Source organism: Polaromonas sp. P5_D5 (genome assembly GCF_054049435.1).
This window is the reverse complement of record NZ_JBFUMJ010000002.1, coordinates 825456-847961: the sequence shown is the minus strand read 5'-3', so window position 1 is coordinate 847961 and position 22506 is coordinate 825456. Positions and strand designations below refer to the sequence as shown.

Sequence of the window (22506 nt, the reverse complement as noted above, 5' to 3'; positions counted from 1 at the left end):
TGTAGTTTGGATTTTGGCCTTTCCTGCCTTCCTCTTTCCTGATTGTTTGAAACGACACACTCGCCAGCGCACCGATCAATGCACCTACCCTCACTCGTCACCGGCAAACGCTACACCCTGCCCCAGCCCGCCGGTTCTGCCGATGCCCTGCTGCTGGCACGTCTGGGCACCCGCGAAAAAGCCGCCGGCAAGCTCACCGCCATCATCACGTCGGACGCCACCACGGCCCAGCGCCTGATGGACGAGATCACGTTTTTTGCACCTGACCTGCGCTGCGCGCTGTTCCCGGACTGGGAAACCCTGCCCTACGACACCTTCTCGCCGCACCAGGATTTGATCAGCGAGCGCCTGGCCACGCTGTGGCGAATCCAGCAGCGCGACAAGGAAACTGGCGCCGACGTCGTCATCGTGCCCGCTACTACGGCGCTATATCGCCTGGCGCCGCCCAGCTTTCTGGCGGGCTACACCTTCCAGTTCAAGGTCAAACAAAAGCTCGATGAAACGCGGCTCAAGGCCCAGCTCACGCTGGCGGGCTACAGCCACGTGACGCAAGTAGTCAGCCCCGGCGAATACGCGGTGCGCGGCGGTTTGATTGACCTCTTCCCCATGGGCAGCCCTGTGCCTTACCGCGTCGATCTGTTTGACGACGAGATCGACAGCATCCGCACCTTTGACCCTGACAGCCAGCGCAGCCTCTACCCCGTGCCCGAGGTGCGCCTGCTGCCCGGACGCGAGTTCCCGATGGACGACGAGGCGCGTGCCCGGTTCCGCAGCCGCTGGCGCGAACTGCTGGACGGCGACCCGACCAAGAGCCGCATCTACAAAGACATGGGCAACGGCGTGGCCACCGCCGGTATCGAGTACTACCTGCCGCTCTTCTTTGAAGAGACCGCCACGGTGTTCGACTACCTCGGCAGCAACGCCACCGTGGTGCTGCACGGCGACCTGGAGCCGGCCTTCCAGCGCTTCTGGCAAGACACCAAAGACCGCTACCGCCTGGTGCGCGACGCACCCGACCGCCCGGCGCTGCCGCCCGAGTCACTCTTCCTGGGCACAGAGCAGTTTTACGCCCGCGCCAACGACTACGCGCAGCTGGCCATACGCGCCACGGTCGAAGACGTCGCAGACAACGCGCAGTTTCAAAAGCTGGGCGAAATGGCCGTGGTGCGCGGCGCCGAAGACCCGCTGGCCAAATTCAAAGGCCACGTGCGCAACACCGCCCATCGCGTGCTGGTGCTGGCCGAAAGCGACGGCCGCCGCGAAAGCCTGCTGGACTTCCTGCGCGCCAGCAGTGTCAGCCCGCCGACGTTTGATTCGCTCGAAGACTTCCAGGCCAGCGACGAAAAACTCGGCATCGCCACTGCGGCACTCAACACGGGCTTCAGCTGGCTTGAAGAAGGCATTGACTTCATCACCGAGACCGAGCTGTTTGCCGCGGGCGCCACCGTGCGCCGCCGCAACAAGAAGCAGGAACAGGTCAGCGATGTCGAAGCGCTGATCAAGGACCTCTCGGAGCTCAACGTGGGCGACCCGGTGGTGCACAGCGCACACGGCATAGGCCGCTACCGCGGCCTCATCAACATGGACCTGGGCCAGGGCACGAATGCCGACGGCACACCGCTGCTGCAGGAGTTTTTGCACCTCGAGTATGCCGACAGCGCCACGCTGTACGTTCCCGTCAGCCAGCTGCACCTGATCAGCCGCTACACCGGCGTCAGCGCCGAAGAGGCCCCGCTGCACAGGCTGGGCAGCGGCCAGTGGGAAAAAGCCAAACGCAAGGCCGCCGAGCAGATTCGCGACTCGGCCGCCGAGCTGCTCAACATCTACGCCCGCCGCGCCGCGCGCGAAGGCCATGCCTTCCGTTATTCGCCCGGCGACTACGAAACTTTCGCCAACGACTTCGGCTTTGAAGAGACCGCCGACCAGCGCGCCGCCATCCACGCCGTGATCCAGGACATGATCAGCCCGCGGCCCATGGACAGGCTGGTCTGCGGCGACGTGGGTTTCGGCAAGACCGAGGTCGCGCTGCGTGCCGCCTTCATCGCCGTGACCGGCGGGCGGCAGGTGGCCCTGCTGGCGCCCACCACCTTGCTGGCCGAGCAGCACTACCAGACGCTGGTGGACCGCTTTGCCAAATGGCCGGTCAAGATCGCCGAGATGAGCCGCTTCCGCTCGGGCAAAGAGATTACCGCCGCCATCAAGGGCCTGGCCGACGGCACGGTCGACATCGTTGTCGGCACGCACAAGCTGCTGAGCCAGGACGTGAAGTTCGAGCGCCTGGGCCTGCTGATCATCGATGAAGAGCACCGCTTTGGCGTGCGCCACAAAGAAGCCATGAAGGCCATGCGCGCCGAGGTTGACGTGCTGACGCTGACGGCCACGCCGATCCCGCGCACGCTGGGCATGGCGCTTGAAGGCCTGCGCGATCTGAGCGTGATCGCCACCGCGCCGCAGCGCCGCCTGGCCATCAAGACCTTTGTGCGCAGCGAAAACAACGGCGTGATCCGCGAAGCCGTGCTGCGCGAGTTGAAACGCGGCGGTCAGGTCTACTTTCTGCACAACGAGGTCGAGACCATCCAGAACCGGCGCGAAAAGCTCGAAGAGATATTGCCCGAAGCGCGCATTGCTGTGGCGCACGGCCAGATGCCCGAGCGCGAGCTGGAGCGCGTGATGAAAGACTTCATCGCCCAGCGCTACAACCTGCTGCTGTGCTCGACCATCATCGAAACCGGCATCGACGTGCCGACCGCCAACACCATCGTGATGAGCCGCGCCGACAAGTTCGGCCTGGCACAGCTGCACCAGCTGCGCGGTCGCGTGGGCCGAAGCCACCACCAGGCCTATGCCTATTTGATGGTTCCCGACATCGAGGGCCTGACCAAGCAGGCAGGCCAGCGGCTCGAAGCCATCCAGCAGATGGAGGAACTCGGATCGGGCTTTTACCTGGCAATGCACGACCTGGAAATCCGCGGCACCGGCGAAGTGCTGGGCGAAAACCAGAGCGGCAACATGCTCGAGGTGGGCTTTCAGCTCTACAACGAGATGCTGAGCGAAGCCGTGGCCTCACTCAAGGCCGGGCGCGAGCCCGATCTGCTGTCGCCGCTCAGCGTGACGACCGAAATCAACCTGCACGCCCCGGCCCTGCTGCCCAACGACTATTGCGGTGACGTGCACCTGCGCCTGTCTTTCTACAAAAAACTGGCCACGGCGAAGAACACCGACCAGATCGACGCGCTGCTGGAGGAAATCGTCGACCGCTTCGGCAAGCTGCCGCCGCAGGCACAGACGCTGATCGACGTGCACCGCCTGCGCGTGATCGCCCGGCCTTATGGCGTGGTCAAGGTCGATGCCGCGCCCGGCGGCATCAACATCACCTTCAAGAAAGACCCGCCCATCGATTCGATGGCCATCATGCACCTCATCCAGAAGAACCGGCACATCAAGTTGGCCGGCAACGACAAGCTGCGTATCGAGCGCGAGCTCCCCGAACCCAAAGACCGCGCGCAAATGGTGCGCGACATCCTGCGCTCTCTCGGTCAACCCAAAACCCCCTCCACCACAGAAGCAACGCCCGCATGACCCCCGCTGAAATCTCCCCCGGCCTCGTCGTCAACGTCTCTACGCCAGACCTCAAGCTCAGCAATTTCAGGCTGATCGCCTTTGACATGGATTCCACGCTCATCAACATCGAGTGTGTGGACGAAATCGCCGACGCTGCGGGCCGCAAGGCCGAGGTGGCAGCCATCACCGAAGCCGCCATGCGCGGCGAGATCACCGACTACAAAGAGAGCCTGCGCCAGCGCGTGGCGCTGCTCAAGGGCGTGAGCGTGGCCAGCATGGACGAGGTCTACCGCGAGCGACTGAAACTCAACCCCGGCGCGGCCGAACTGGTGCAGACCTGCAAGAAAGCTGGCATGAAGGTGCTGCTGGTCAGCGGCGGCTTCACCTTCTTCACTGACCGCGTGCGTGACGAACTCGGCATCGACTACACGCGCTCCAACGTGCTGGAGGTGAAAGACGGCTTTCTCACCGGGAAGATGGTCGACCAGCCCTGGGGTGACATCTGCGACGGCGAAGAGAAGCGCAAGATGCTGCTCGAGACCTGCGGCAATCTGGGCATCAACCCGCTTGAGGCGATCGCCATGGGCGACGGCGCCAACGACCTGCCCATGATGGGCGTAGCCGGCCTCTCGGTGGCCTATCACGCCAAGCCGCGCGTACGCGAGCAGGCCATGGTGGCGATCAATGAGGGCGGCCTGGACCGGATGCTGGAGCTCTTCAGCTGAAGCCCTGGTGTTGCCGGCATCACAGCCGGCGCATCAATCACTCCGAAATAAGTCAACGATCCCACAGCCATAACACCTTATAAGCAGACACCTGAACCAAAGACAAACGACATCCATGGGTTTTTTCAAACGATTCGAAAGCCAGCTTCCCGCCTACCCTGACGCCGACCCTTCCTTGCCGCCCAAGGGTTTCATGGCCTTTCTGTGGGCCTGCACCGAAGGCGCGCGCGGCTACATCCTGCAGCTGGCGCTGCTCTCGGCGGTGATGGCGGTTTTTGAGGCCTTGCTGTTCGCCATGCTGGGCCGCATCGTCGACTGGCTGGGCGCGACGGCGCCCGCCAACCTGTGGGTCGAGCACGGCAACGCACTGGGCTGGCTCGCCTTCATCGTGGTGGCCAGCATCGCCGCCGTGGCGCTGCAGACCACCGTGAAGCACCAGACGCTGGCCATCAACTTCCCGATGCGGCTGCGCTGGAACTTTCACCGCCTGATGCTGGGGCAAAGCATGTCCTTCTACCAGGACGAATTCGCCGGCCGGCTGACCACCAAGGTCATGCAGACCGCGCTGGCGGTGCGCGACACGCTCTTCGTGCTGGCCGACGTGCTGGTGGCCATGGGTGTCTACATCGCCACCATGACGGTTCTGGCCGCCGCCTTCGACACGAAACTGGTGGCGCCCTTCCTGGTCTGGCTGGCGCTCTACATCGCGAGCCTCTATTATTTCGTGCCGCGGCTGGGCCGCATTGGCAAGCAGCAGGCCGACGCCCGCTCATTGATGACGGGCCGCATCACCGACGCCTATACCAACATCACCACCGTCAAGCTGTTCTCGCACACCCGGCGCGAGGCCGGCTTCGCGCGCGACGCGATGAGCGAGTTCATGAAGACCGGCTACACCCAGATGCGCCTTGTCAGCGCGTTCGAGATCGTCAACCACACGCTCAGCATGGGCCTGATCCTCGGCATGGCCGGCACCTCGCTGTGGCTCTGGCACCTGGGCCAGGTCGGCGCGGGTGCGGTGGCCGCGGCCACTGCCATGGCGCTGCGTTTGCAGGGCATGTCGCACTGGATCATGTGGGAGACCACCAGCCTCTTTGAAAGCGTGGGCACCGTGCAGGATGGCATCAACACGCTTTCACGGCCGCACACCATCGTGGACGCGCCCGATGCGGCCGCGCTGGACGTGCCGCGCGGCGAAGTCCGCTTTGAAGCCGTGAATTTCAGCTACGGCAAGAACAAGCCGGTCATCGACCAGCTGACGTTGACCGTCAGGCCCGGCGAAAAGATAGGCCTGATCGGGCGCTCGGGCGCCGGCAAATCGACGCTGGTCAACCTGCTGCTGCGGTTTTATGACCTCGACGGCGGGCGCATCCTGATCGACGGCCAGGACATCGCCACCGTAACGCAAGACAGCCTGCGCAGCCACATCGGCATGGTGACGCAAGACACCTCGCTACTGCACCGCTCGGTGCGCGAAAACATTACCTACAGCCGCCCCGGCGCCACGGACGACGACATGCGCCTGGCCGCGCGGCGTGCCGAGGCCGACACCTTCATCGCCGACCTGACCGACCCGCACGGCCGCCACGGCTACGACGCCCACGTGGGCGAGCGCGGCGTGAAGCTTTCAGGCGGGCAGCGCCAGCGCATCGCGATTGCGCGTGTGATGCTGAAAGACGCGCCCATCCTGCTGCTGGACGAAGCCACCAGCGCGCTCGACTCCGAAGTGGAAGTCGCCATCCAGAGCAGCCTCAACACTTTGATGCAGGGCAAGACGGTAATCGCCATCGCCCACCGCCTCTCAACCATCGCCGCCATGGACAGGCTGATCGTGCTGGACCAAGGGCGCATCGTCGAAGAAGGCGACCACCGCAGCCTGCTGGCCAACGGCGGCCTGTATGCACGGCTCTGGGCGCACCAAAGCGGTGGCTTCCTCAGCGACAACCTGGAAGAAGAAGAGCTGGCGGCTTGACGCTGCTGGCCGCGCCGGGTGCCGCGCCTCAGGTACTCATCTGGGGCGGGCACTCGTTTGCTATTGTTTTAATAGCTTCTCGCGCATGCACTGAAAGGGCTAGAGCCCGATTTTGCTTACGAAAAAGCCTCAAAATACCTGAACCCGGGGCCTGCTGCACTCATGCCGGATTCAGGCTTTCTCGATCACCGGGCGCCCCGCCTGCACCGCAAACTGCGCCAGTGTTTGCACACCGCTGTCGGCGCGCGTCACGTCGCTCACCACACGCAAGGTGGTAGTGAGCTTGCGCGGGGTCAGTTCCACCACGCCGTAGCCCTTCCGTTCTGAGTCCGCAAACACGAAATGCGGATTTTCGGCGAGGTAGTCCGGAATTTTCGCGTTACCGGCTGAACGGGACGTGATACTGGTGCCGCAGAATTCGGTGCCCACGGACGGGCTGGAAGTATCCGCGTAGTCGGCCTTGATGTGGCCAACCCAGTTTTCATGCACATCGCCGCCCAGGATGACCGGATTCACCACGGCGTGCTTGCGCAGCGAATCCGTGAAGCGTGTACGCGCCGCTGCATAACCGTCCCAGCCGTCGTTCCAGAAAACCTGCTCAGGCCCACGGCGAAAGTCCCGCTGGCCAAAAAGCGATTGCTGGCCGACCACGTTCCAGCCGCTTTCCTTGCTGGCGGCCCGGCTCCATTCAGCGTCCAGCCAGCTTTCTTGCTGCGCCCCCAGCATGCTGCGGGCCGGATCTTTCCACGCAGCGCAAGTGGCGGGGTTCAGTGTGCCGGAGCCAGCTTTGCCGTCACGCGTGCAGGCCTGCGCATCTTTGTATTGGCGGGCGTCCAGCATGTAGAGCGAGGCCAGGCGGCCGTAGGGAACGCGCTGGTAAATGCGCATTTCTGCGCCGCTTGCCAGGCCGCCCACGGCCCGCGTCAGCGCCGAAGCGCGCACGGGCATGTGTTCATAAAACGCCTGGTAAGCGGCAGCGCGGCGGGCGGCAAAGTCCGGCGCCGGCGGCCCGCTGTTGCCGGGTGTGGCGCCCGCGTAGTCGTTTTGCACCTCGTGGTCATCCCACGTCACCAGCCAGGGGCAGGCTGCATGCATCGCTTGCAGGTCGGCGTCAACCTTGTGCATGGCATAGCGCTGGCGGTAGTCGTCCAGCGTGAGCACCCAACCGCCCGTGGGCACACGCACCGGCTGGCCGGCGTTGGGGTACTCGTAGATGTAGTCGCCCAGGAAGAGCACGAGATCAAGCTCTTCAGCAAGCATATGGCGGTAGGCGCTGTAGTAGCCGTGTTCCCAGCGTTGGCAAGAGGCATAGGCCAGCCGCAGCCGCCCCACAGCGGCATCGGGTGCCGGAAAGGTGCGGGTGCGGCCGGTGGCGCTTAACGCATCGCCCACCGCAAAGCGGTAGAAATACCAGCGGTCGGCTTCCAGGCCCTGCACTTCCACATGCACCGAGTGGGCCAGACCGGGTACGGCATGGGTCTGGCCGGCTTGCACGATGCGCGAAAAATGATCGTCGTGCGCAATCTCCCAGCGCACGGCCACCGGCACCGGCTGCAAGCGCACGGCCGCATCATTGTCCAGCATCAGCCGCGTCCAGAGCACCACCGAGTCATGGGTGGGTGAGCCGCTGGCCACGCCCAGCGTGAAAGGATTGCCTGTCAGCCGTTGCTGGGCCGATGCCCTGGGTGGCAGGTAGAAACCAGCACCCGCTGCCGCCAGCGACTGAAGCAACCGGCGCCTGTGGATTACGGGAGTCATGTGGATCGCTCAGTGCCTGGCCGGCAGGCGCACGATGAAGGTGGTTCCCGAGCCGGCGCTGCTGTGCACATCGATGCTGCCGCCGTGGATGTCGACCGCGTTGCGCACAATCGCCAGGCCCAGGCCGGTGCCCTGGATGGTGCCCACGTTGCTGGCGCGGTGAAAAGATTCGAACAGGTGCGGCAACTCGTCCTCCGGAATACCGATGCCCTCGTCCGCCACTTCCATGACGGTCATGCCCTGATCGATGCTCACGGTGAACCGCACAAGACCGCCCAGCGGCGAGTACTTGACCGCATTGGACAACAGGTTGCTGAAGATGTGGCGCAGGAGCTTCTCGTCGTACAGACCTTCTCCCTCCCCGGCTGAATAATCCAGCCGCAACTCGCACAGGCTGTCTGGTTGCTGGGTGCGCGCCTCTTCCACCAATTGGTGGCACAGCCTGTGCAGGTCCAGCGGATGCGGTTCAAACTCCAGCATCTGGGCATCGGCCTTGCCCAGCAGCAGCACGCGGTCCAACATGCCCGTCATGCGTTTCACGCCGGCAGCAATGCTGTCCAGAATCTCCAGTTTTTCCGACTCAGGCAAGCGGCTGCCGTAATGCCTGAGCAATTCCTCGGCGGAAAGAATGCCAGACAGCGGTGTACGGAACTCATGGCTGGTCATGGCCACGAAGCGGGTGCGCAGTTCATTGAGCGCCTTTTGCTGCTCAAGGGCCTCGCGTGTGTCTTCCTCCGATTTCTTGCGTTCGGTGATGTCAAGAAACGCCCAGATCACACCTGAATCAGGGTCATGGGGCTGAACACAGCTGCCGGCCATCTGCACCCAGAAGAGCTGTCCGTCCCGCCTTCTGAGCCGGCGTTCATTGATATAACTGCCGGTGGCAATCAGCGTCTCACGCGCCTCCTTGCCGAACTGCTCCCAGGTGGCAAGGTCGGGATGGATATAGCTGGAAGACTGCCCCATCAGTTCTTCGCGCGGGCCGCCGATCATCTGGGCGAATTTCTCGTTGACCCACTCGTGGCGCCGGTTCACCGACAGCACAATGCCCACCAGCGCGCTATTAAGAATGGCTTCGCGCTCGGAAGATGTGCGCAGCAGCTTGGCCTCCAGTTCCTTGCGCTGCGTGATGTTGATGATCACCCAGACCGTGCCCTGCGAAAGGTCGCGTCCGGCTACGGACTTGCCCGACAGCGACACCCAGATCAGCGTACCGTCAAACTGCCGGACCTGGATCTCGCCTTCGTAGTTTTCACCGCGGCTCACGCAGGCAGCCACTTCACCGCCCACCGTCAGGTACTGCTCACGCGACAGGTAAAACGGCTCCATCGAGGTCAATGGATTGCTGCCTGCACCGAATACCTTGAGCATGGCCTGGTTGGCCCAGCGAAAGCGGCCATCCGGTGTCAGGAAGGCAATGCCCACAATGGAGTTTTCCAGGATCATTTCGCGCTCTTTCAGCAGGGTGCGAAAGTTTTCCTGGGAAACGCTCAAGGCCTCCACCATGGATTGCTCAGCCATGATGCGGGCCTGGGCCTGCTCTTTTTCCTGCCGGGTGACGTTGATGCGGTCCGCCAGCGCAAACGACAGCACCACCATTTCCAGCGCCGACCCGATCAACAGCGAATTGGCCGTGAGTACATTCGACGGCAGGACACCCGTGTTGTGCAACGCCAGCGTCACCACACCCACCAGCAGCAGGGCCCATGCCGCCAGGAAATACCGGGCCCCGGGATGCCCCATGCGCACGCTCAGCAAACCCACCGCGACCAGCGTGGTGACACTGAGAACCGCCAGCACGGTCACCATCCATGAAGACACCACATAAGGCATCGTAAAAGCGGCCAGCAGGGTCAGCAGCCAGCCGCCCACCAGCGCCTTTATAAAGCGGTCCATGCGGGGCATCTTGAGTGCACTGGAAAGAAAGCTGCGTGCAAACAAAATGCCGAAAGAGGCGGTCGCCGCCATGCCCGCAGGGGGCGAAATGCTGTTCCACCAGGTAAGGCCCGGCCAGATGAATTGCGCGCCAAAACCCGTCAACGCGGCCTGCGCGATGGCCATGCAGCCGACAAATGCCACATAGATCAGGTAGGCCCGGTCACGCACCGAGAAAAACAGCAGCAGGTTGTAGAAAAAGAGCCCGACCAGCAACCCAAAGTAGAGGCTGATCGTGGCGTACTCAGCCTGGTCGTGCCGCCACAGCGCCGCGGGCTGCCAGAGACGAACGGGCGCAGACACCGTGCCGTCCGACGTCACCCGAAGGTAGAGCGTATTGACGGCACCGGGCTTGAGACGCACCGGCATCACGTGGTTGCGGTGCACCACGGCCCGATCTGCAAAAGGCAACAGGTCACCGCCCACCTGCCACACAAAGCCGCCCTTGCCGTCCGGTGAATACAGCTCCAGCCGGTCCAGCGGCGGATAGGCCAGCTCCAGCATCCAGTCTGCGGGTGTGCTGCGTTCGGTCCGCAGGTTCACACGCAGCCAGATGGCCGAGCTGGTCAAACCAAAATTGGTGGCCGAGCCGGTTTGCGGCACCGGCTGAAAGCGCGCCTGGGCATCCGGTTTCAAAAGGTCGGCCAGTGTCAGCTCGCCGCCGGCGTCTTCAAGGTAGGTAAACGACTGCGACAGTACATATCTGTCGTCGCCGCCGATGGTGATCTCACCCGCTTCGGTGCGCTCCTGCACGGGCTCCTGCGGCTGCGCCCAAACCAATGGCCCGGCACCCACCAGCAGCAAGGCAAGCACAAACCGAAACAGGTACCGCAAGCAAGATGTCATGGATTGGCGGCAAGAAGCGGGGACTTGCGCCTTTGGACCTGCCCCGGCGAGACGGCAGAAGCCGGAACGGCACCTGCAGCGTGCCGCTGGCCGTTGCAGACTTCATGGCTGATCGCCAGGTTTTCTGCATGGCTGTTGCCCCCTTCGCTCAGGGGCAGGATGTGCTCCAGGGTGGCGGCCTGGGGCGTGACATGTTCGCCGCACACCCAGCACGGAACTATTCCGTGGAGCTGCCGCGCCACGGTTTTATAGATTTTGTCCCGGGTAAGCCCCAGCCTGCTCACGGCAGAGTTTTCATCTGGCGGCCGCCATGGGCAGACGCCTCGGCCTTGGACCCGCTCATGATCACGCCTTATTCGATCCTGGCCGGCCGCGCATCGGCGGGTTGAGTAAAGGAATCTTCCCACTGCGTGGCGAAACGATTGTTCTTGTCTATGCGAATGCCCCCCGTACCGTCGGGATTGAAGCCGACGTTACTCGTAGCCGCGGCCCGCGAGACTTCTGGCTGGTTGTCCTTGTTGAGTTCCTTGAGCGCGGCGTCCTTGGCGGCCTTGACACGTTCCCGGGTGAAAGATTCCAGGTCGGCGTGGAAACTGCTGTCGCCGCCGCGGGTTTCCTGGTGCTCCTGCACCAGCTCCTCCGGAATTTCCCCCAGGAAGGCGGCACGCATGGCGCTGACCGTGGGCGGACGGCCGGCCTTGATGGAGGTGTAGGCAATGCCGCAATCCGACAGCAGTGTCTCCTTGAGCTGGCGGGTGGCCTTGCTCACATCACGCTTGCCGCGCAAATCCACGCAACCGACAACTTTGCCATCCAGGGTGCAGATGGTGAAAGTCGTGTAGACGCCATTGAGCAGCTCAAGCAGGCGTTCGGTTTTTTCCTTGTCTTTTTCCTTTTCCTTGTCTTTTTCCAGCGGAATGGTAAAGCGCAGCACCGGCAGCTTGACCATCACCGCGTGGTCGTGGAAAGTGCTTCGCAGCCATTTCCATACCTCGTATTCATCGTTGGTAACCACCCCGCGGGCACGCAGCGGCCATTTGTGGGGTATCCGCAGCTTCGCACTCGCGCTTTTGCGCAGCCAGGCGGCATACAGCAAAACACCTGCAAGCGCGCCCACGGCGACGCCCAGCAACGTCATCAGCCAGGAAATCAGGTTCAAGATGCAGTTCTCCTCTATCGATTGGGGATGCCGCCGAAGCCAGGCAGTGCGAACAGCGACCCCAGTGAGTCACAGAACGGACGCCCTGTCAATTCAGGCCAGCGTCCCGGTGCGTTATTAAAACAGGTTTTGCCGGTTTTCCAGGGGTTTCAGGCACAAAAAGAGCCTCCAGCCCAACCCCGCCGTGCGCAAGCAGCTATATTTTTCATAGCATCCGGATGGCGCCGCAAAACACTGCGGCCCTGCGGGTTGACGATGACCTTTGCCACGCAGGCCACGAATCGGTATGCTCGATTTTTTGCAGGAGCCCAACATGCCACGCAAGACCGCCCAGGATTTTGACCAGGAACTGCTGATTCTGTTTGATGCCTATGTCCACGGCACCATTGACAGGCGCGGGTTCCTGGAGCGCGCCCAGAAATTCGCCACCGCCGGCCTGACCGCAACAGCCCTGCTGGCCGCCCTCAGCCCCGATTTTGCCGCGGGGCAGCAAATTGCCCGGGATGACAAACGCATCAAGACCGACATGGTCAGCTATCCGTCGTCCGCCGGCTCAGGCACAGTCAAAGGCTATCTGGCCAGGCCTGCCAATGCCACCGGCAAACTGCCCGGCGTGCTTGTCATTCATGAAAACCGCGGCCTCAACCCGCATATTGAAGACATCACCCGCCGGCTGGCGCTGGACAACTTCATCGCCTTCGCACCCGACGCACTCACCCCCCTGGGCGGCTACCCCGGCGACGAAGACAAGGCGCGCGAGTTGTTCGCCAAACTGGACCAGCGAAAGTGCGTGGAGGATTTCGTGGCGGCCACCACCTGGCTCAAGAGCCGGGACGACTGCACCGGCAAGCTGGGTGTGGTCGGGTTCTGCTATGGCGGCGGCATGTCGCACACACTCACCACGCGCCTGCCGGAGCTCAGCGCAGCCGTTCCCTTCTACGGAAACCTGCCGGCAGCGGAAGATGCCGCCAAGGTCAAGACGCCGCTGCTGATCCATTTCGCTGCGGTGGATGAGCGCATCAATGCCGCATGGCCTGCCTACGAGGCGGCACTCAAGGCGGCAGGTGCGAATTACACCGCCTACCAGTACCCGGGCACGCAACACGGCTTCAACAACGACACCACGCCGCGTTATGACGCCGCCGCGGCCAAGCTGGCGTGGGAGCGCACCCTGGCGTTTTTTAACAAACAGCTCAGGGCCTAGAACCGGTCAGGCATCGCGGGCCCGCGCCCGCCCATCCCTGCATCGTCCCCCGCGAAAACCCTGCCCGGAACGCGCCAGGCACGGCTTTTGCACGCGTTACCATTGGCTACTTTCGCTTTTCGGCCTCTCCGCGAGCCGGCGAGCGTTTCCCTCACTCAGATCCTCTGGACACAACCATGAACATTCTGCAAAAAATTGCCGCGACAGCCGGCTTGCTTACCTGTGCGCTGGGCGCAGCCCAGGCCCAAAACAGGGAGCTGGTCGTCGGCTCCAGCGCCACCTACCGTCCGTTTGCCTATGAAAGCCCGACCAAGGAAATTGTCGGCTATGACGTAGACATGATCAAAGCCATCGCCCAGAAATCCGGCCTGCAGATCAAGATCGTCAACACCCCCTGGACCGGCATCTTCGCGGCCCTCAACAACGGCGATGTGGACCTGGTCATCTCGGGCGTCACCATCAACGACAAGCGCAAGCAGTCCTACGACTTCACCGCCCCCTACTTCGAAGCCCGCCAGTTGATCGCCGTGCACAGCAACAGCACGGCCAAGAGCCTGAAAGACCTTGCCGGCAAAAAAATCGGCGTGGTCACCGGCAGCACCGGCGACGACATGGCTTCGCGCGAATTCGGCAAGACCAACCCCGACATCCGCCGCTTTGAAAGCACCCCGGTCGTGATCTCCGAGCTGGCCAACAACGGCCTGGACGCCGCCATCGGCGACAACGGGGTGATCGCCTTTCGCGCCCAGGAACACAAACAGCTCAAGACCGTCAGCGACGCGAGCTTTCCCAAGGAATACTTCGGCATCGTCGTGAAACAGGGCAACAAGGCGCTGCAGGACAAACTCAACGCAGGCCTGGCCGCCGTCAAGGCCGACGGCAGCTACGCCGCCATCTACAAGAAATGGTTCCAGGCCGACGCTCCCGCGTTGCCCGCCCAGTAAACATCAGGACACCTCCTTATGGAACACGTCCTCTGGTTCGGCTGGTTCCGGGCCGACATCATTGCCGAGTACAGCGTGCTGTTCTGGCGCGGCCTGCAGATGACCATCATGGTGACACTGATCTGCATCGTGCAGGGCACCTTGCTGGGCCTGGCGGTCGGCATGGCGCGCGTGGCCGAATCGCGCCACTCGCCCGCGCGCGCGATCTGCAAATACGCCCTGCGCTGGCCCTCTACCGTCTACGTCAGCTTTTTCCGCGGCACGCCGTTGTTCGTGCAGATCCTGCTGATCCACTTCGCAGTGCTGCCGCTGTTCATCAACCCGACTGACGGCCTGATCATCTCGGGCGAGACAGCGCGCGACATCAAGCAGAACTACGGCGCCTTCCTGTCCGGTATCGTGGCGCTCACGCTCAATGCCGGCGCCTACATTTCCGAGATCTTCCGCGCCGGCATCCAGTCCATCGACAAGGGCCAGGTCGAAGCCTCGCGTTCGCTGGGCATGTCTTTTCCGCGCACCATGTACCACGTCGTGCTGCCGCAGGCTTTTCGCCGCATGCTGCCGCCGCTGGGCAACAACGCGATCTCGCTGCTGAAAGACTCGTCGCTGATCTCGGCGATTGGTCTGGCCGAACTGGCCTACGCCGCGCGCACCGTCGCCGGCGCCTATTCACGCTACTGGGAGCCCTACCTCACCATCTCCCTCATGTACTGGGTGCTGACGCTGGGCCTGGCTTACCTTGTCAAAAAACTGGAGGCTCGTTATGGACGAGGTGATTCGCGTTAAGCGGCTGACCAAGCAGTTTGGCCACACGCCGGTATTGCGCGGCATCGACTGCGCCATCAAGGCCACCGAAGTCGTCTGCGTCATCGGCCCTTCCGGCTCGGGCAAAAGCACTTTTTTGCGCTGCCTGAACGGGCTGGAAGACGCCAGCGGTGGCGAGGTGCTGGTGCACGGCGTGTCCGTACATGAACCCAAAACCGACGTCGATGCCCTGCGCTCGGAAATCGGCATGGTGTTCCAGCGCTTCAACCTGTTTCCGCACAAAACCGTGCTGGAAAACATCACGCTGGCGCCCACCAAGGTGCGCAAGCTGACGGCACTTGAGGCACGCAACCGCGCCAGTGAGTTGCTGGTCAAGGTCGGGCTGCTCGAAAAGATCGACGCCTACCCCAACCAGCTTTCGGGCGGGCAGCAGCAGCGCGTGGCAATTGCCCGTGCGCTGGCGATGCAGCCGCGCATCATGCTGTTTGACGAACCCACCTCTGCGCTCGACCCCGAAATGGTCGGCGAAGTGCTGGCCGTGATGCAGGCCCTGGCCGAAGAAGGCATGACCATGGTGGTCGTCACCCACGAAATGGGTTTTGCCCGCCAGGTGGCCGACCGCGTGATGTTCATCGACGAAGGCCTGGTGATCGAAGAGGGCTCACCGGCGGAGATCTTTGACAACCCCAAGGAAGAGCGTACCAAGCGCTTTTTGAGCAAGGTGTTGTGAGACAGCGCGCGCCCGCTCCTGCGGGCACGCGTTTCTCCCAGCAAGGTTCAGCCATCCAGAGAGGTCGCCATGCCTGCAACCCTCCGGGCCGTCCAGGCCGACATCACGAAACTGCAGCTTGACGCCATCGTCAACGCTGCCAATTCATCGCTGCTGGGCGGCGGCGGTGTCGACGGTGCCATTCATCGCGCTGCAGGGCCTGAACTGGTCCATGAATGCCGCCTGCTGGGCGGCTGTAAAACCGGCGAGGCCAAAGCCACCAAAGGCTACCGGCTCCCGGCGAAGTTCATCATCCACACGGTGGGTCCGGTCTGGCGCGGTGGCGGCAACGGCGAGCCTGAGTTGCTGGCCTCCTGCTACAGGCGCGCCATGGAAATCGCGGCAGCCAAAGGCGTCACGTCGATGGCCTTCCCCAGCATCAGCACCGGCATTTACGGCTACCCGATTGAGTTGGCTGCCCAGGTCGCAGTGGCCAGCGTGCGCCAGGCTCTGCAGCAACCCTCTTCCTTGACGGAAGTGGTGTTCTGCTGCTTTTCGGCGCAAGACCTGGCGGTCTACCAGCATGTGCTGGGCAAGGCCCTTGACTGCGGAGATTGACGCATGCCAGAACTTCCCGGCCTTGTCCCGATTGCATTCACCATTTTTTCGTATGTTGTCTGCGTCAAACTGGCGGCCTGGCTTTATCGCCGTACGCAACTGAGCTGGAAACACGCATTCATTTTCGGTGTTGTCCTGTTCATGGTTCTGTTCGCCGTCGGTGCTGTTGTCAGGTCGCTGGGCGCCGGCTCGGACCCCATACGCCAATCCCTTGTGGACCTGGCCACCGGACTGGCGGCACAACTGGGTCTGGGTGCATGGTGGCTCGGCTCGCGAGCCAGAACAAGGGCGGGTGCACCCCTTGAATTGAAAGGCGGAGCCTTGCTCGCCCTGATGACCTATGGGCTGGTTTTTTTCTTCTCTCTTGCGGCAGCGATTGCGCTGCCCTTCTTTTCCCGCATGGCAGGCAACGCCGTTTAGGTTCAGTACCCCGGCACCTTCAACACCCGCGCCAGGTAATCAAAAAACACGCAGTACAGCGCAATCGGCAGCGGCAGGCCCAGCAGGGTGCCCACCAGGTAGTCACGAAACTTCACGCCTGACATTGCCAGCGCATAGTTCAGCGCCGGTACGGTCTGCAGCAGCGTGCGCAGCACCACGATGCTCGCCACCGGCCTCGCGTCCAGCTGAGCCAGCGTGCGTTGAGCCCACCGACCCTTGATCTGCCGCAAAGCGTCCCCGCCCATCAGGCGAATCAGCCAGAAGGTGAAGGCGCATGAGATCACGGCTGCGAGGTAAGTTGCCAGGCCACCCCACATCTCGCCGAGCGCCAGCACAGCCGCGGCCAGAAAAATCCAGCCGGGGATCTGAATCAGGTTGCCCAGCGCAAACAGCGCGATAAAAATCAGCAAGCCGCTGACTTCGTTGTCCAGGAATTTCTGGTGCAGGAAGACCAGACTGAAGTTGTCGCGCAAACCGGAAAGCTGGAACACCGCCAGCAGCAGGCCCAGAAACGCGACCACGGCGATCAGTCTTTTGTAGCGGTGCATCTTGGCTCTATTGCGGGTTTGGGCAGGGACACCGGCCGATTTTAGGCGCCAGCCAACCCAAGGCCATCCAGCCAGCCCGGGGCCCTTTTTTGCAAATAAATGCCATCAGCGTGTAAGAAGTGCGTGCCCGGCCCGACCAAACAGCAACACGCAGCAAGACTGCGGCGGAAATCCCGGTAATCCACTGGAAAACCGGGCGTTGCGGCCAGCACAAGAGGAGCATTTCATGAACACGTCCCGTCAGATCATCCACCCTGGCTGGTTGCGCGCCATGCACTGGCTCAACGCATTGGCCGTGGTCGTGCTGATGATGAGCGGCTGGCGCATCTACAACGCCACTGCCTTCCTGGGCTTCAGCATTCCCAAAGACCTCACGCTGGGCGGCTGGCTGGGCGGCGCGCTGCAGTGGCACTTTGCGGCCATGTGGCTGCTGTTCTTTAATGGCCTGCTCTACCTGGCGTTCAACATCGTCACGCGCCGGCTCTTTCACAAATTCTTTCCGCTTTCACCCAAGGCGCTGGTCGCCGACTTGCTGGCGGCCCTCAAGGGCAAGCTGGCCCATGCCGACCCCAGCCACTACAACACCGTACAGCGCCTGGCCTATCTCTTTGTCATGGTGGACAGTGTCCTGCTCGTCGTTTCAGGCCTGGTGCTCTGGAAGTCTGTGCAGTTTCCGCTCCTGCGCGAACTGATGGGGGGTTACGAAGGTGCGCGCCTGGTTCACTTTTTCGCCATGGCCGCGCTGGCCGCATTCGTCGCGGTTCACCTGGTGATGGTGGCGCTGGTGCCGCGCACCCTCGTCTACATGGTTCGCGGCCGCTGACCCGCCGAACTGCCCAACCGCCGCAAAGCGCAAGGATTCCCCATGATCATCAAGCCCCCTCCCCGTATGGACATCGACAGCGCCGCTGTGCTGGACGAAGCCGTTGCACGCATTGCCCACACCCGCAAGCTCGGCACGGCGCGCCGCAATTTTTTACGCACCTCGCTCACGCTGGGTGGCCTTTCCATGCTGACCGGCTGCATGCTGGACGACAGCGAAAGCGTCAACACGGCTCTCAGCAAGATTTCGCGTATCAACGACGAAGTGCAGGGCTTGCTGTTTGACCCCAACCGCCTGGCGCCGACCTACCCCGAATCCATGATCACCCGGCCTTTCCCCTTTAACGCCTACTACGGCGAGGACGAAATCCGGGAAATCGAGGAAAGCAGCTACCGGCTGGAAGTCACGGGCATGGTGTCCGACAGGCGCAAATGGGCGTTGCCCGAGTTGCACGCCATGGCACAAGTGGACCAGGTCACCCGCCACATCTGCGTGGAAGGCTGGAGCGCGATCGGCAAATGGGGCGGCGTGCACTTCGGCAGTTTCCTGCGTCATGTGGGCGCCGACCTGAGCGCGAAGTACGTCGGCTTCAAATGCGCCGACGACTACTTCACCAGCATCGATATGCCCACCGCGCTGCACCCGCAAACCCTGCTGGCGCTGACTTACGACGGGCAGCCGCTGCCACCCAAATACGGCTTCCCGATGAAGCTGCGCATGCCCACCAAGCTGGGCTACAAGAACCCCAAACACATCCAGGCGATTTTTGTCACCAACACCTACCCTGGAGGCTACTGGGAAGACCAGGGCTACAACTGGTTCGGAGGTAGCTGAGCGCCGCTCAGAGACCCTGCAACGCGGGCAATCATTTAACGATTGCCTTTTTTCAACAATCCATTCATTCACTACCACTCAAGGACAACACCATGAACAAATTGACTGCAACCCTCCTGTCTGCCTGCATGCTCTTCGCCGGCGGCAGCGCCATGGCGCAAGACGCGATGAAAAAGGACGCCATGGGCAAAGACGCCATGGCCAAAGACGGCATGAAGAAGGATGCGATGAAAAAAGATGCCATGGCCAAGGACCCGATGGCGAAAGATGCCATGGGTAAAGACGCCATGGCGAAGGACGGCATGAAGAAGGACGACAAGATGGCCATGGCCAAAAAAGACAAGATGAAAAAAGACCCCATGGCCAAGGACGCCATGGGCAAGGACGAAATGAAAAAGTAAGGCCGCTGCGCGCTGCGCCGCTTGCGGCCGGCCCGCTATGCCCCGTCTGGGGCTGGCACAACCGGCTTGAGCCATAGCGCCGCGGCGTCAGCGGGCGCCATGCGCCGCAGGTTCACGTCCTGCCAGATGACTGCGGCGACCTCTTCAAGCTGGTCAGGCCCGACGGTGTGCCATCGCTGGTGCAGCCTTTCAGCGCAGCGGGCAATCCATTCGGGTGGGGTGTTTGTGTCCATGGGTAAATCATAGTTGAAGACTGTATGTATGTACAGTACCATTGTTCTTCAAAAGTGATTTCCATAGAACAACCAACCCAGAGACTGACATGCAGCTTCTACATGACCCTCCCACCAGGCCACCCTTCACCCCTGTCACCCTGGCCACGCCAGTCATTCCGTTCACCCGGCCACAACAGGGCCGCACCTCTGCCAACTGGCCGTTTTACGTGCAAGCCCCTAAGCAGCTCTCAAGCGATGTCAGGGCAAACGCTTTGCGCGTCCTGGAAACCTCGGCGCGCTATTTTTTCAGCGCGCCTAGCGCGCGATAGTGCCGCCCCTTTACCGCCCTGCTCCAAATCACCAGGCCGAAAAAACTTTTACACGGCAACCCGCAAGGCAGTGCTCGAAGTCGCTATGTTTTTGATAGCTGCTTGCGCCCGTCCTTATTAGCCAAACACCCGATTTACTTCGGGAATTTGAGAGCCGCCGGCAAGCCTCAGATACCAGGCCCTTCAGAAGGCCATGGACGCCTGCAGCCACAGCGTGGGCCGTTTGGCCGATGAGGCCGGGATGGAAGTCGGCAGGCCGCCGTCGGTGCGCCAGGCCAGCGAAGAACGCAGCTGCACACCCGCCAGGCTGGCATTCAGGCCAAAGCCCGCGCCGGCCAGCTGGCGGCTGTTGGAAGCCGCCGCGCCGAAAGGGTTGCGGTTGATGGTGACCTTGCCCCAGTCATAGAACACGGTAGCCTGCACATTGGCCATCACGTTGTGGCGCAACTCAACCGTGCCGCGGTAGCCTTCGTCGCCGCCAGCCTCACCCTGCGGATAGGCGCGCACGCCGTTGACACCGCCCAAGGAGAACTTCTCGGACGAATCCAGGTTTTTGCTGGCCAGCTGGCCCGTCACCGACACCGCCAGGAAGGTGCTGTCGGTAAAGCGCTGCAGACGGTTGGCGCCATAAGAAACACGGGTGTAGCTGCCGTTGGACTGGGCCGAGGCCGCGTCAATGGCCAAGGCGGTGGGCGAGTTGATACGCAGGTTGCCCATCGCCACCGACAAATCCAGGCCGGTGATGCCCCCGCCGCCCAGGGCGTCTTGCAGGTTGCCTGAAAGGCCGAAGGTGGTGACCAGGACTTTCTTGGGTGTGAAGGTAGAGGTGGCGTCTACATAGTCTTTGAGCTGCTTGTCTTCAACCGACACGGTGCCGTTCAGGTTTTTAAGCTGGCTGCGGATGAAGGGGTAAGCGGCAAACACGCTGGCGGCGGTGGCCGTGCCATGGGCCTGCAAGGTCTCAAACTCCTGGCCCAGCTTGTAGCGCGTATCGAAGTACGCGGCGCCTACCTTGAGGCCGTCGCTGCCCACAGGCAACTGGTAGGCCAGCCGCGTGAAGCTGAGGTTGCGGCCGCTGGTCAGTGCATTGACGGTGAGCTGGTCACCGATCTTCAGCGGGCTGACGAGGTTGAACGTACCGGCCACGCGGTATTCGCCGGTGTAGCGGCTGCCGTAGTTGTCGACCACAACATTGCCGCTATAGGGCTTGGCGGGGTTGACCTCAATCAGCAGCTCGGACGTACCCACGCTGGCGCCGGGCTGCAGCGTGGCGCGCGAGTTGCTGACGCCGGGGGTGTCCTGCAAGAGCAGCAGGCCGCGGTCAATCTGGTCGGACTTGATGACGTCGCCGTCCTTGACCTGGCCCAGGTAGGCCTGCGCGCGTTCGTCACTCAGCAGCGACTGGTTGTTGATCTTGTGGCTGGAAATGCGCCCTTCAATCACGCTGATGGTGACAGCGCCATCGGTGATGTCCTGCGCGGGCAAATAAGCGCGGGCCACGGCAAACCCCTGGCTGCGGTAGTAGGCGGTGATGCGGCGGGCGGCGGCGTTCAGCTGGCTCAGCGACCGCTCGGCGCCGACGAGGCCGGCCACCAGCGGTTGCAGCTGCGCACTGGGAATCTCCTGATTCCCGGTGATGGTGATGGATTTGACGAGCACCCTCGCCTCGCCTTTCTGGCTGGGGTCGGCTGACTCTTCGATGCGCTGCAGCGGAACGCTCTGTGGCGGCGGCAAGGCGGGCGCCTGCTGCAGGTCGCGCAGCACCTGGCCGGCGTCGGGGGCTGGGGCAGTCTGCGCCCAGGCGCCGGTATGCAAGGCCAGCATCAGGGCTGAAGCCAGCGCGGAAAGGGGTAACGAATTCTGTTTCATTGTTTCGCTCTACTTTTCTTAATGCTCATCCAACACAAGCCACTGCTCCTTCATGGCAGCTGACCATCCATACACCCCATCGCCCCCCCAGGGCCATGGCTTCGATGCCCCGGGCGACATCCTGCAATTGTGTGTACCCGACTCTCATGCAGCCATACTGCGGATGCAGTACGTCCAGCGTGACCGCTCCGGCAATGTCGCAGAGACAGCTCATCCTGTATGTCCCCATTTTTAGGGACATGAAACCAATCGTAACTATATCTGCCGGTTTTGCCTGTAGCACAAATGCGCTATGAGGCCCACCCTAATCCGTCGCCCAACGTCGCCCAACGGCGCCCCAATTGATGTAAGCGCTCAGCCCAACCAGGGATTCCCTGCAGGCTCCGAAATGGCCAGGCCGCGCGTCCAGCTTGCCATCGTTGGGGGACGACTTGGCTTTCGCGGAGTCATTGCTACATTTTTAATAGCTGCTTGCGCCCGCCCATAAATGGCTACAGCCCGACTGAGCTAATGAAGAGCCATGAAAATGGTTTATTCACAAGTGGCGTGGCTAACGCTTTTGGGCATCAATAAACCGCAGCTGACGATACTGACCAGCGAGTTCAACAGCCTGGCGTCGCCGCTGTCACCGCTGTTGCCGTTACTGCCGTTGCCATTCCCGCCCGCCTCATCGTCGCGGTTGTCGGGCTCAATGAAGCTGGCGGGGCCGCTGTTGACCGTCTCGCGGCTGGTTTGGTAGACGGTTTGCAGCGCGATCCTGTACTGCACTGTGTCTGGCGTGCCGGGCGTAGTACTGCCTGTACTGGCAGTCACCAAAGGCAAGCCAGTGGCCAGCAAGGTCACCACACCC

The 22506-nt window shown here is 62.4% G+C and carries 20 protein-coding genes; 12 read left to right on the top strand and 8 right to left on the bottom strand.

Features of this window, described 5'->3' with window-relative positions:
* Positions 1-78: 78 nt before the first annotated feature.
* The 3 genes from mfd (at position 79) to ACXJKE_RS10580 (ending at position 6258) form a co-directional block, all read left to right on the top strand.
* Positions 79-3579: a transcription-repair coupling factor gene (gene mfd / locus ACXJKE_RS10590; RefSeq protein WP_457280536.1), complete on the top strand. Its 3501-nt coding sequence runs from the start codon at positions 79-81 to the stop codon at positions 3577-3579.
* On the top strand, positions 3576-4286 hold the full coding sequence (gene serB, locus ACXJKE_RS10585) for a phosphoserine phosphatase SerB (protein ID WP_457280535.1): 711 nt from the start codon (positions 3576-3578) through the stop codon (positions 4284-4286). The genes mfd and serB overlap by 4 nt, the downstream gene beginning before the upstream one ends.
* A gap of 115 nt (positions 4287-4401) precedes the next feature.
* On the top strand, positions 4402-6258 hold the full coding sequence (locus ACXJKE_RS10580; RefSeq protein WP_457280534.1) for an ABC transporter ATP-binding protein: 1857 nt from the start codon (positions 4402-4404) through the stop codon (positions 6256-6258).
* A gap of 171 nt (positions 6259-6429) precedes the next feature.
* On the opposite strand, the gene ACXJKE_RS10575 is transcribed toward ACXJKE_RS10580, so the two are convergent.
* The 4 genes from ACXJKE_RS10575 to ACXJKE_RS10560 form a co-directional block, all read right to left on the bottom strand.
* Positions 6430-8016 carry an alkaline phosphatase D family protein gene (locus ACXJKE_RS10575; RefSeq protein WP_457280533.1) on the bottom strand — a complete coding sequence of 529 codons (1587 nt, stop codon included), beginning with the start codon at positions 8014-8016 and terminating at the stop codon, positions 6430-6432.
* A gap of 9 nt (positions 8017-8025) precedes the next feature.
* A complete protein-coding gene (locus tag ACXJKE_RS10570) occupies positions 8026-10785 on the bottom strand; it encodes a 7TM diverse intracellular signaling domain-containing protein (RefSeq protein WP_457280532.1) in 2760 nt (919 codons plus the stop codon).
* An 8-nt stretch (positions 10786-10793) separates the two neighbouring features.
* Complete coding sequence (locus tag ACXJKE_RS10565) at positions 10794-11081, bottom strand: HNH endonuclease (RefSeq protein WP_457280531.1); 288 nt, start codon at positions 11079-11081, stop codon at positions 10794-10796.
* Between the two features lie 68 nt (positions 11082-11149).
* The gene (locus tag ACXJKE_RS10560; protein WP_457280530.1) at positions 11150-11956 is read right to left on the bottom strand and encodes a DUF2726 domain-containing protein; all 807 of its coding nucleotides are present in this window, start codon (positions 11954-11956) and stop codon (positions 11150-11152) included.
* Positions 11957-12269: 313 nt separating this feature from the next.
* On the opposite strand from ACXJKE_RS10560, the gene ACXJKE_RS10555 reads away from it, so the two are divergent.
* From ACXJKE_RS10555 to ACXJKE_RS10530, 6 genes are all read left to right on the top strand, one after another.
* Positions 12270-13160, top strand: a complete 891-nt coding sequence (locus ACXJKE_RS10555; protein ID WP_457280529.1) for a dienelactone hydrolase family protein — start codon at positions 12270-12272, stop codon at positions 13158-13160.
* A 176-nt stretch (positions 13161-13336) separates the two neighbouring features.
* Positions 13337-14104: a basic amino acid ABC transporter substrate-binding protein gene (locus tag ACXJKE_RS10550; protein ID WP_457280528.1), complete on the top strand. Its 768-nt coding sequence runs from the start codon at positions 13337-13339 to the stop codon at positions 14102-14104.
* 18 nt (positions 14105-14122) lie between these two features.
* A complete protein-coding gene (locus ACXJKE_RS10545) occupies positions 14123-14890 on the top strand; it encodes an amino acid ABC transporter permease (protein ID WP_457280527.1) in 768 nt (255 codons plus the stop codon).
* Complete coding sequence (locus ACXJKE_RS10540) at positions 14868-15599, top strand: amino acid ABC transporter ATP-binding protein (protein WP_457280526.1); 732 nt, start codon at positions 14868-14870, stop codon at positions 15597-15599. Before ACXJKE_RS10545 ends, ACXJKE_RS10540 begins: the two co-directional genes overlap by 23 nt.
* A gap of 69 nt (positions 15600-15668) precedes the next feature.
* Entirely contained in the window at positions 15669-16196 is a 528-nt protein-coding gene (locus ACXJKE_RS10535; RefSeq protein ID WP_457280525.1) for an O-acetyl-ADP-ribose deacetylase, read from the top strand.
* 3 nt (positions 16197-16199) lie between these two features.
* Positions 16200-16616: a hypothetical protein gene (locus tag ACXJKE_RS10530; protein WP_457280524.1), complete on the top strand. Its 417-nt coding sequence runs from the start codon at positions 16200-16202 to the stop codon at positions 16614-16616.
* 2 nt (positions 16617-16618) lie between these two features.
* Here the strand turns inward: ACXJKE_RS10530 and ACXJKE_RS10525 are convergent, their stop codons facing one another.
* Entirely contained in the window at positions 16619-17185 is a 567-nt protein-coding gene (locus tag ACXJKE_RS10525) for a TVP38/TMEM64 family protein (RefSeq protein WP_457280523.1), read from the bottom strand.
* A gap of 226 nt (positions 17186-17411) precedes the next feature.
* Between ACXJKE_RS10525 and ACXJKE_RS10520 the strand changes: the two genes are divergently transcribed.
* The 3 genes from ACXJKE_RS10520 to ACXJKE_RS10510 all read left to right on the top strand — a co-directional run bounded on the left by ACXJKE_RS10520 (position 17412) and on the right by ACXJKE_RS10510 (position 19243).
* On the top strand, positions 17412-18008 hold the full coding sequence (locus tag ACXJKE_RS10520; RefSeq protein ID WP_457280522.1) for a cytochrome b/b6 domain-containing protein: 597 nt from the start codon (positions 17412-17414) through the stop codon (positions 18006-18008).
* A 42-nt stretch (positions 18009-18050) separates the two neighbouring features.
* On the top strand, positions 18051-18842 hold the full coding sequence (locus ACXJKE_RS10515; RefSeq protein ID WP_457280521.1) for a molybdopterin-dependent oxidoreductase: 792 nt from the start codon (positions 18051-18053) through the stop codon (positions 18840-18842).
* Positions 18843-18934: 92 nt separating this feature from the next.
* Positions 18935-19243, top strand: coding sequence for a pentapeptide MXKDX repeat protein (locus tag ACXJKE_RS10510; RefSeq protein WP_457280520.1), 309 nt, complete (start codon positions 18935-18937; stop codon positions 19241-19243).
* 35 nt (positions 19244-19278) lie between these two features.
* Here the strand turns inward: ACXJKE_RS10510 and ACXJKE_RS10505 are convergent, their stop codons facing one another.
* From ACXJKE_RS10505 to ACXJKE_RS10495, 3 genes are all read right to left on the bottom strand, one after another.
* Complete coding sequence (locus tag ACXJKE_RS10505) at positions 19279-19476, bottom strand: hypothetical protein (protein WP_457280519.1); 198 nt, start codon at positions 19474-19476, stop codon at positions 19279-19281.
* A 494-nt stretch (positions 19477-19970) separates the two neighbouring features.
* The gene (locus tag ACXJKE_RS10500) at positions 19971-21656 is read right to left on the bottom strand and encodes a ShlB/FhaC/HecB family hemolysin secretion/activation protein (protein WP_457280518.1); all 1686 of its coding nucleotides are present in this window, start codon (positions 21654-21656) and stop codon (positions 19971-19973) included.
* Between the two features lie 531 nt (positions 21657-22187).
* The gene (locus ACXJKE_RS10495) at positions 22188-22469 is read right to left on the bottom strand and encodes a hypothetical protein (protein ID WP_457280517.1); all 282 of its coding nucleotides are present in this window, start codon (positions 22467-22469) and stop codon (positions 22188-22190) included.
* Between the last annotated feature and the right edge of the window lie 37 nt (positions 22470-22506).

Bases quoted from the DNA above. Each gene is read 5' to 3' on its own strand.
- mfd (WP_457280536.1), top strand. From the start codon at position 79: ATGCACCTACCCTCACTCGTCACCGGCAAACGCTACACCCTGCCCCAG.
- serB (WP_457280535.1), top strand. From the start codon at position 3,576: ATGACCCCCGCTGAAATCTCCCCCGGCCTCGTCGTCAACGTCTCTACG.
- ACXJKE_RS10580 (WP_457280534.1), top strand. From the start codon at position 4,402: ATGGGTTTTTTCAAACGATTCGAAAGCCAGCTTCCCGCCTACCCTGAC.
- ACXJKE_RS10575 (WP_457280533.1), bottom strand. From the start codon at position 8,016: ATGACTCCCGTAATCCACAGGCGCCGGTTGCTTCAGTCGCTGGCGGCA.
- ACXJKE_RS10555 (WP_457280529.1), top strand. From the start codon at position 12,270: ATGCCACGCAAGACCGCCCAGGATTTTGACCAGGAACTGCTGATTCTG.
- ACXJKE_RS10550 (WP_457280528.1), top strand. From the start codon at position 13,337: ATGAACATTCTGCAAAAAATTGCCGCGACAGCCGGCTTGCTTACCTGT.
- ACXJKE_RS10545 (WP_457280527.1), top strand. From the start codon at position 14,123: ATGGAACACGTCCTCTGGTTCGGCTGGTTCCGGGCCGACATCATTGCC.
- ACXJKE_RS10540 (WP_457280526.1), top strand. From the start codon at position 14,868: ATGGACGAGGTGATTCGCGTTAAGCGGCTGACCAAGCAGTTTGGCCAC.
- ACXJKE_RS10535 (WP_457280525.1), top strand. From the start codon at position 15,669: ATGCCTGCAACCCTCCGGGCCGTCCAGGCCGACATCACGAAACTGCAG.
- ACXJKE_RS10530 (WP_457280524.1), top strand. From the start codon at position 16,200: ATGCCAGAACTTCCCGGCCTTGTCCCGATTGCATTCACCATTTTTTCG.
- ACXJKE_RS10525 (WP_457280523.1), bottom strand. From the start codon at position 17,185: ATGCACCGCTACAAAAGACTGATCGCCGTGGTCGCGTTTCTGGGCCTG.
- ACXJKE_RS10520 (WP_457280522.1), top strand. From the start codon at position 17,412: ATGAACACGTCCCGTCAGATCATCCACCCTGGCTGGTTGCGCGCCATG.
- ACXJKE_RS10515 (WP_457280521.1), top strand. From the start codon at position 18,051: ATGATCATCAAGCCCCCTCCCCGTATGGACATCGACAGCGCCGCTGTG.
- ACXJKE_RS10510 (WP_457280520.1), top strand. From the start codon at position 18,935: ATGAACAAATTGACTGCAACCCTCCTGTCTGCCTGCATGCTCTTCGCC.
- ACXJKE_RS10505 (WP_457280519.1), bottom strand. From the start codon at position 19,476: ATGGACACAAACACCCCACCCGAATGGATTGCCCGCTGCGCTGAAAGG.
- ACXJKE_RS10500 (WP_457280518.1), bottom strand. From the start codon at position 21,656: ATGAAACAGAATTCGTTACCCCTTTCCGCGCTGGCTTCAGCCCTGATG.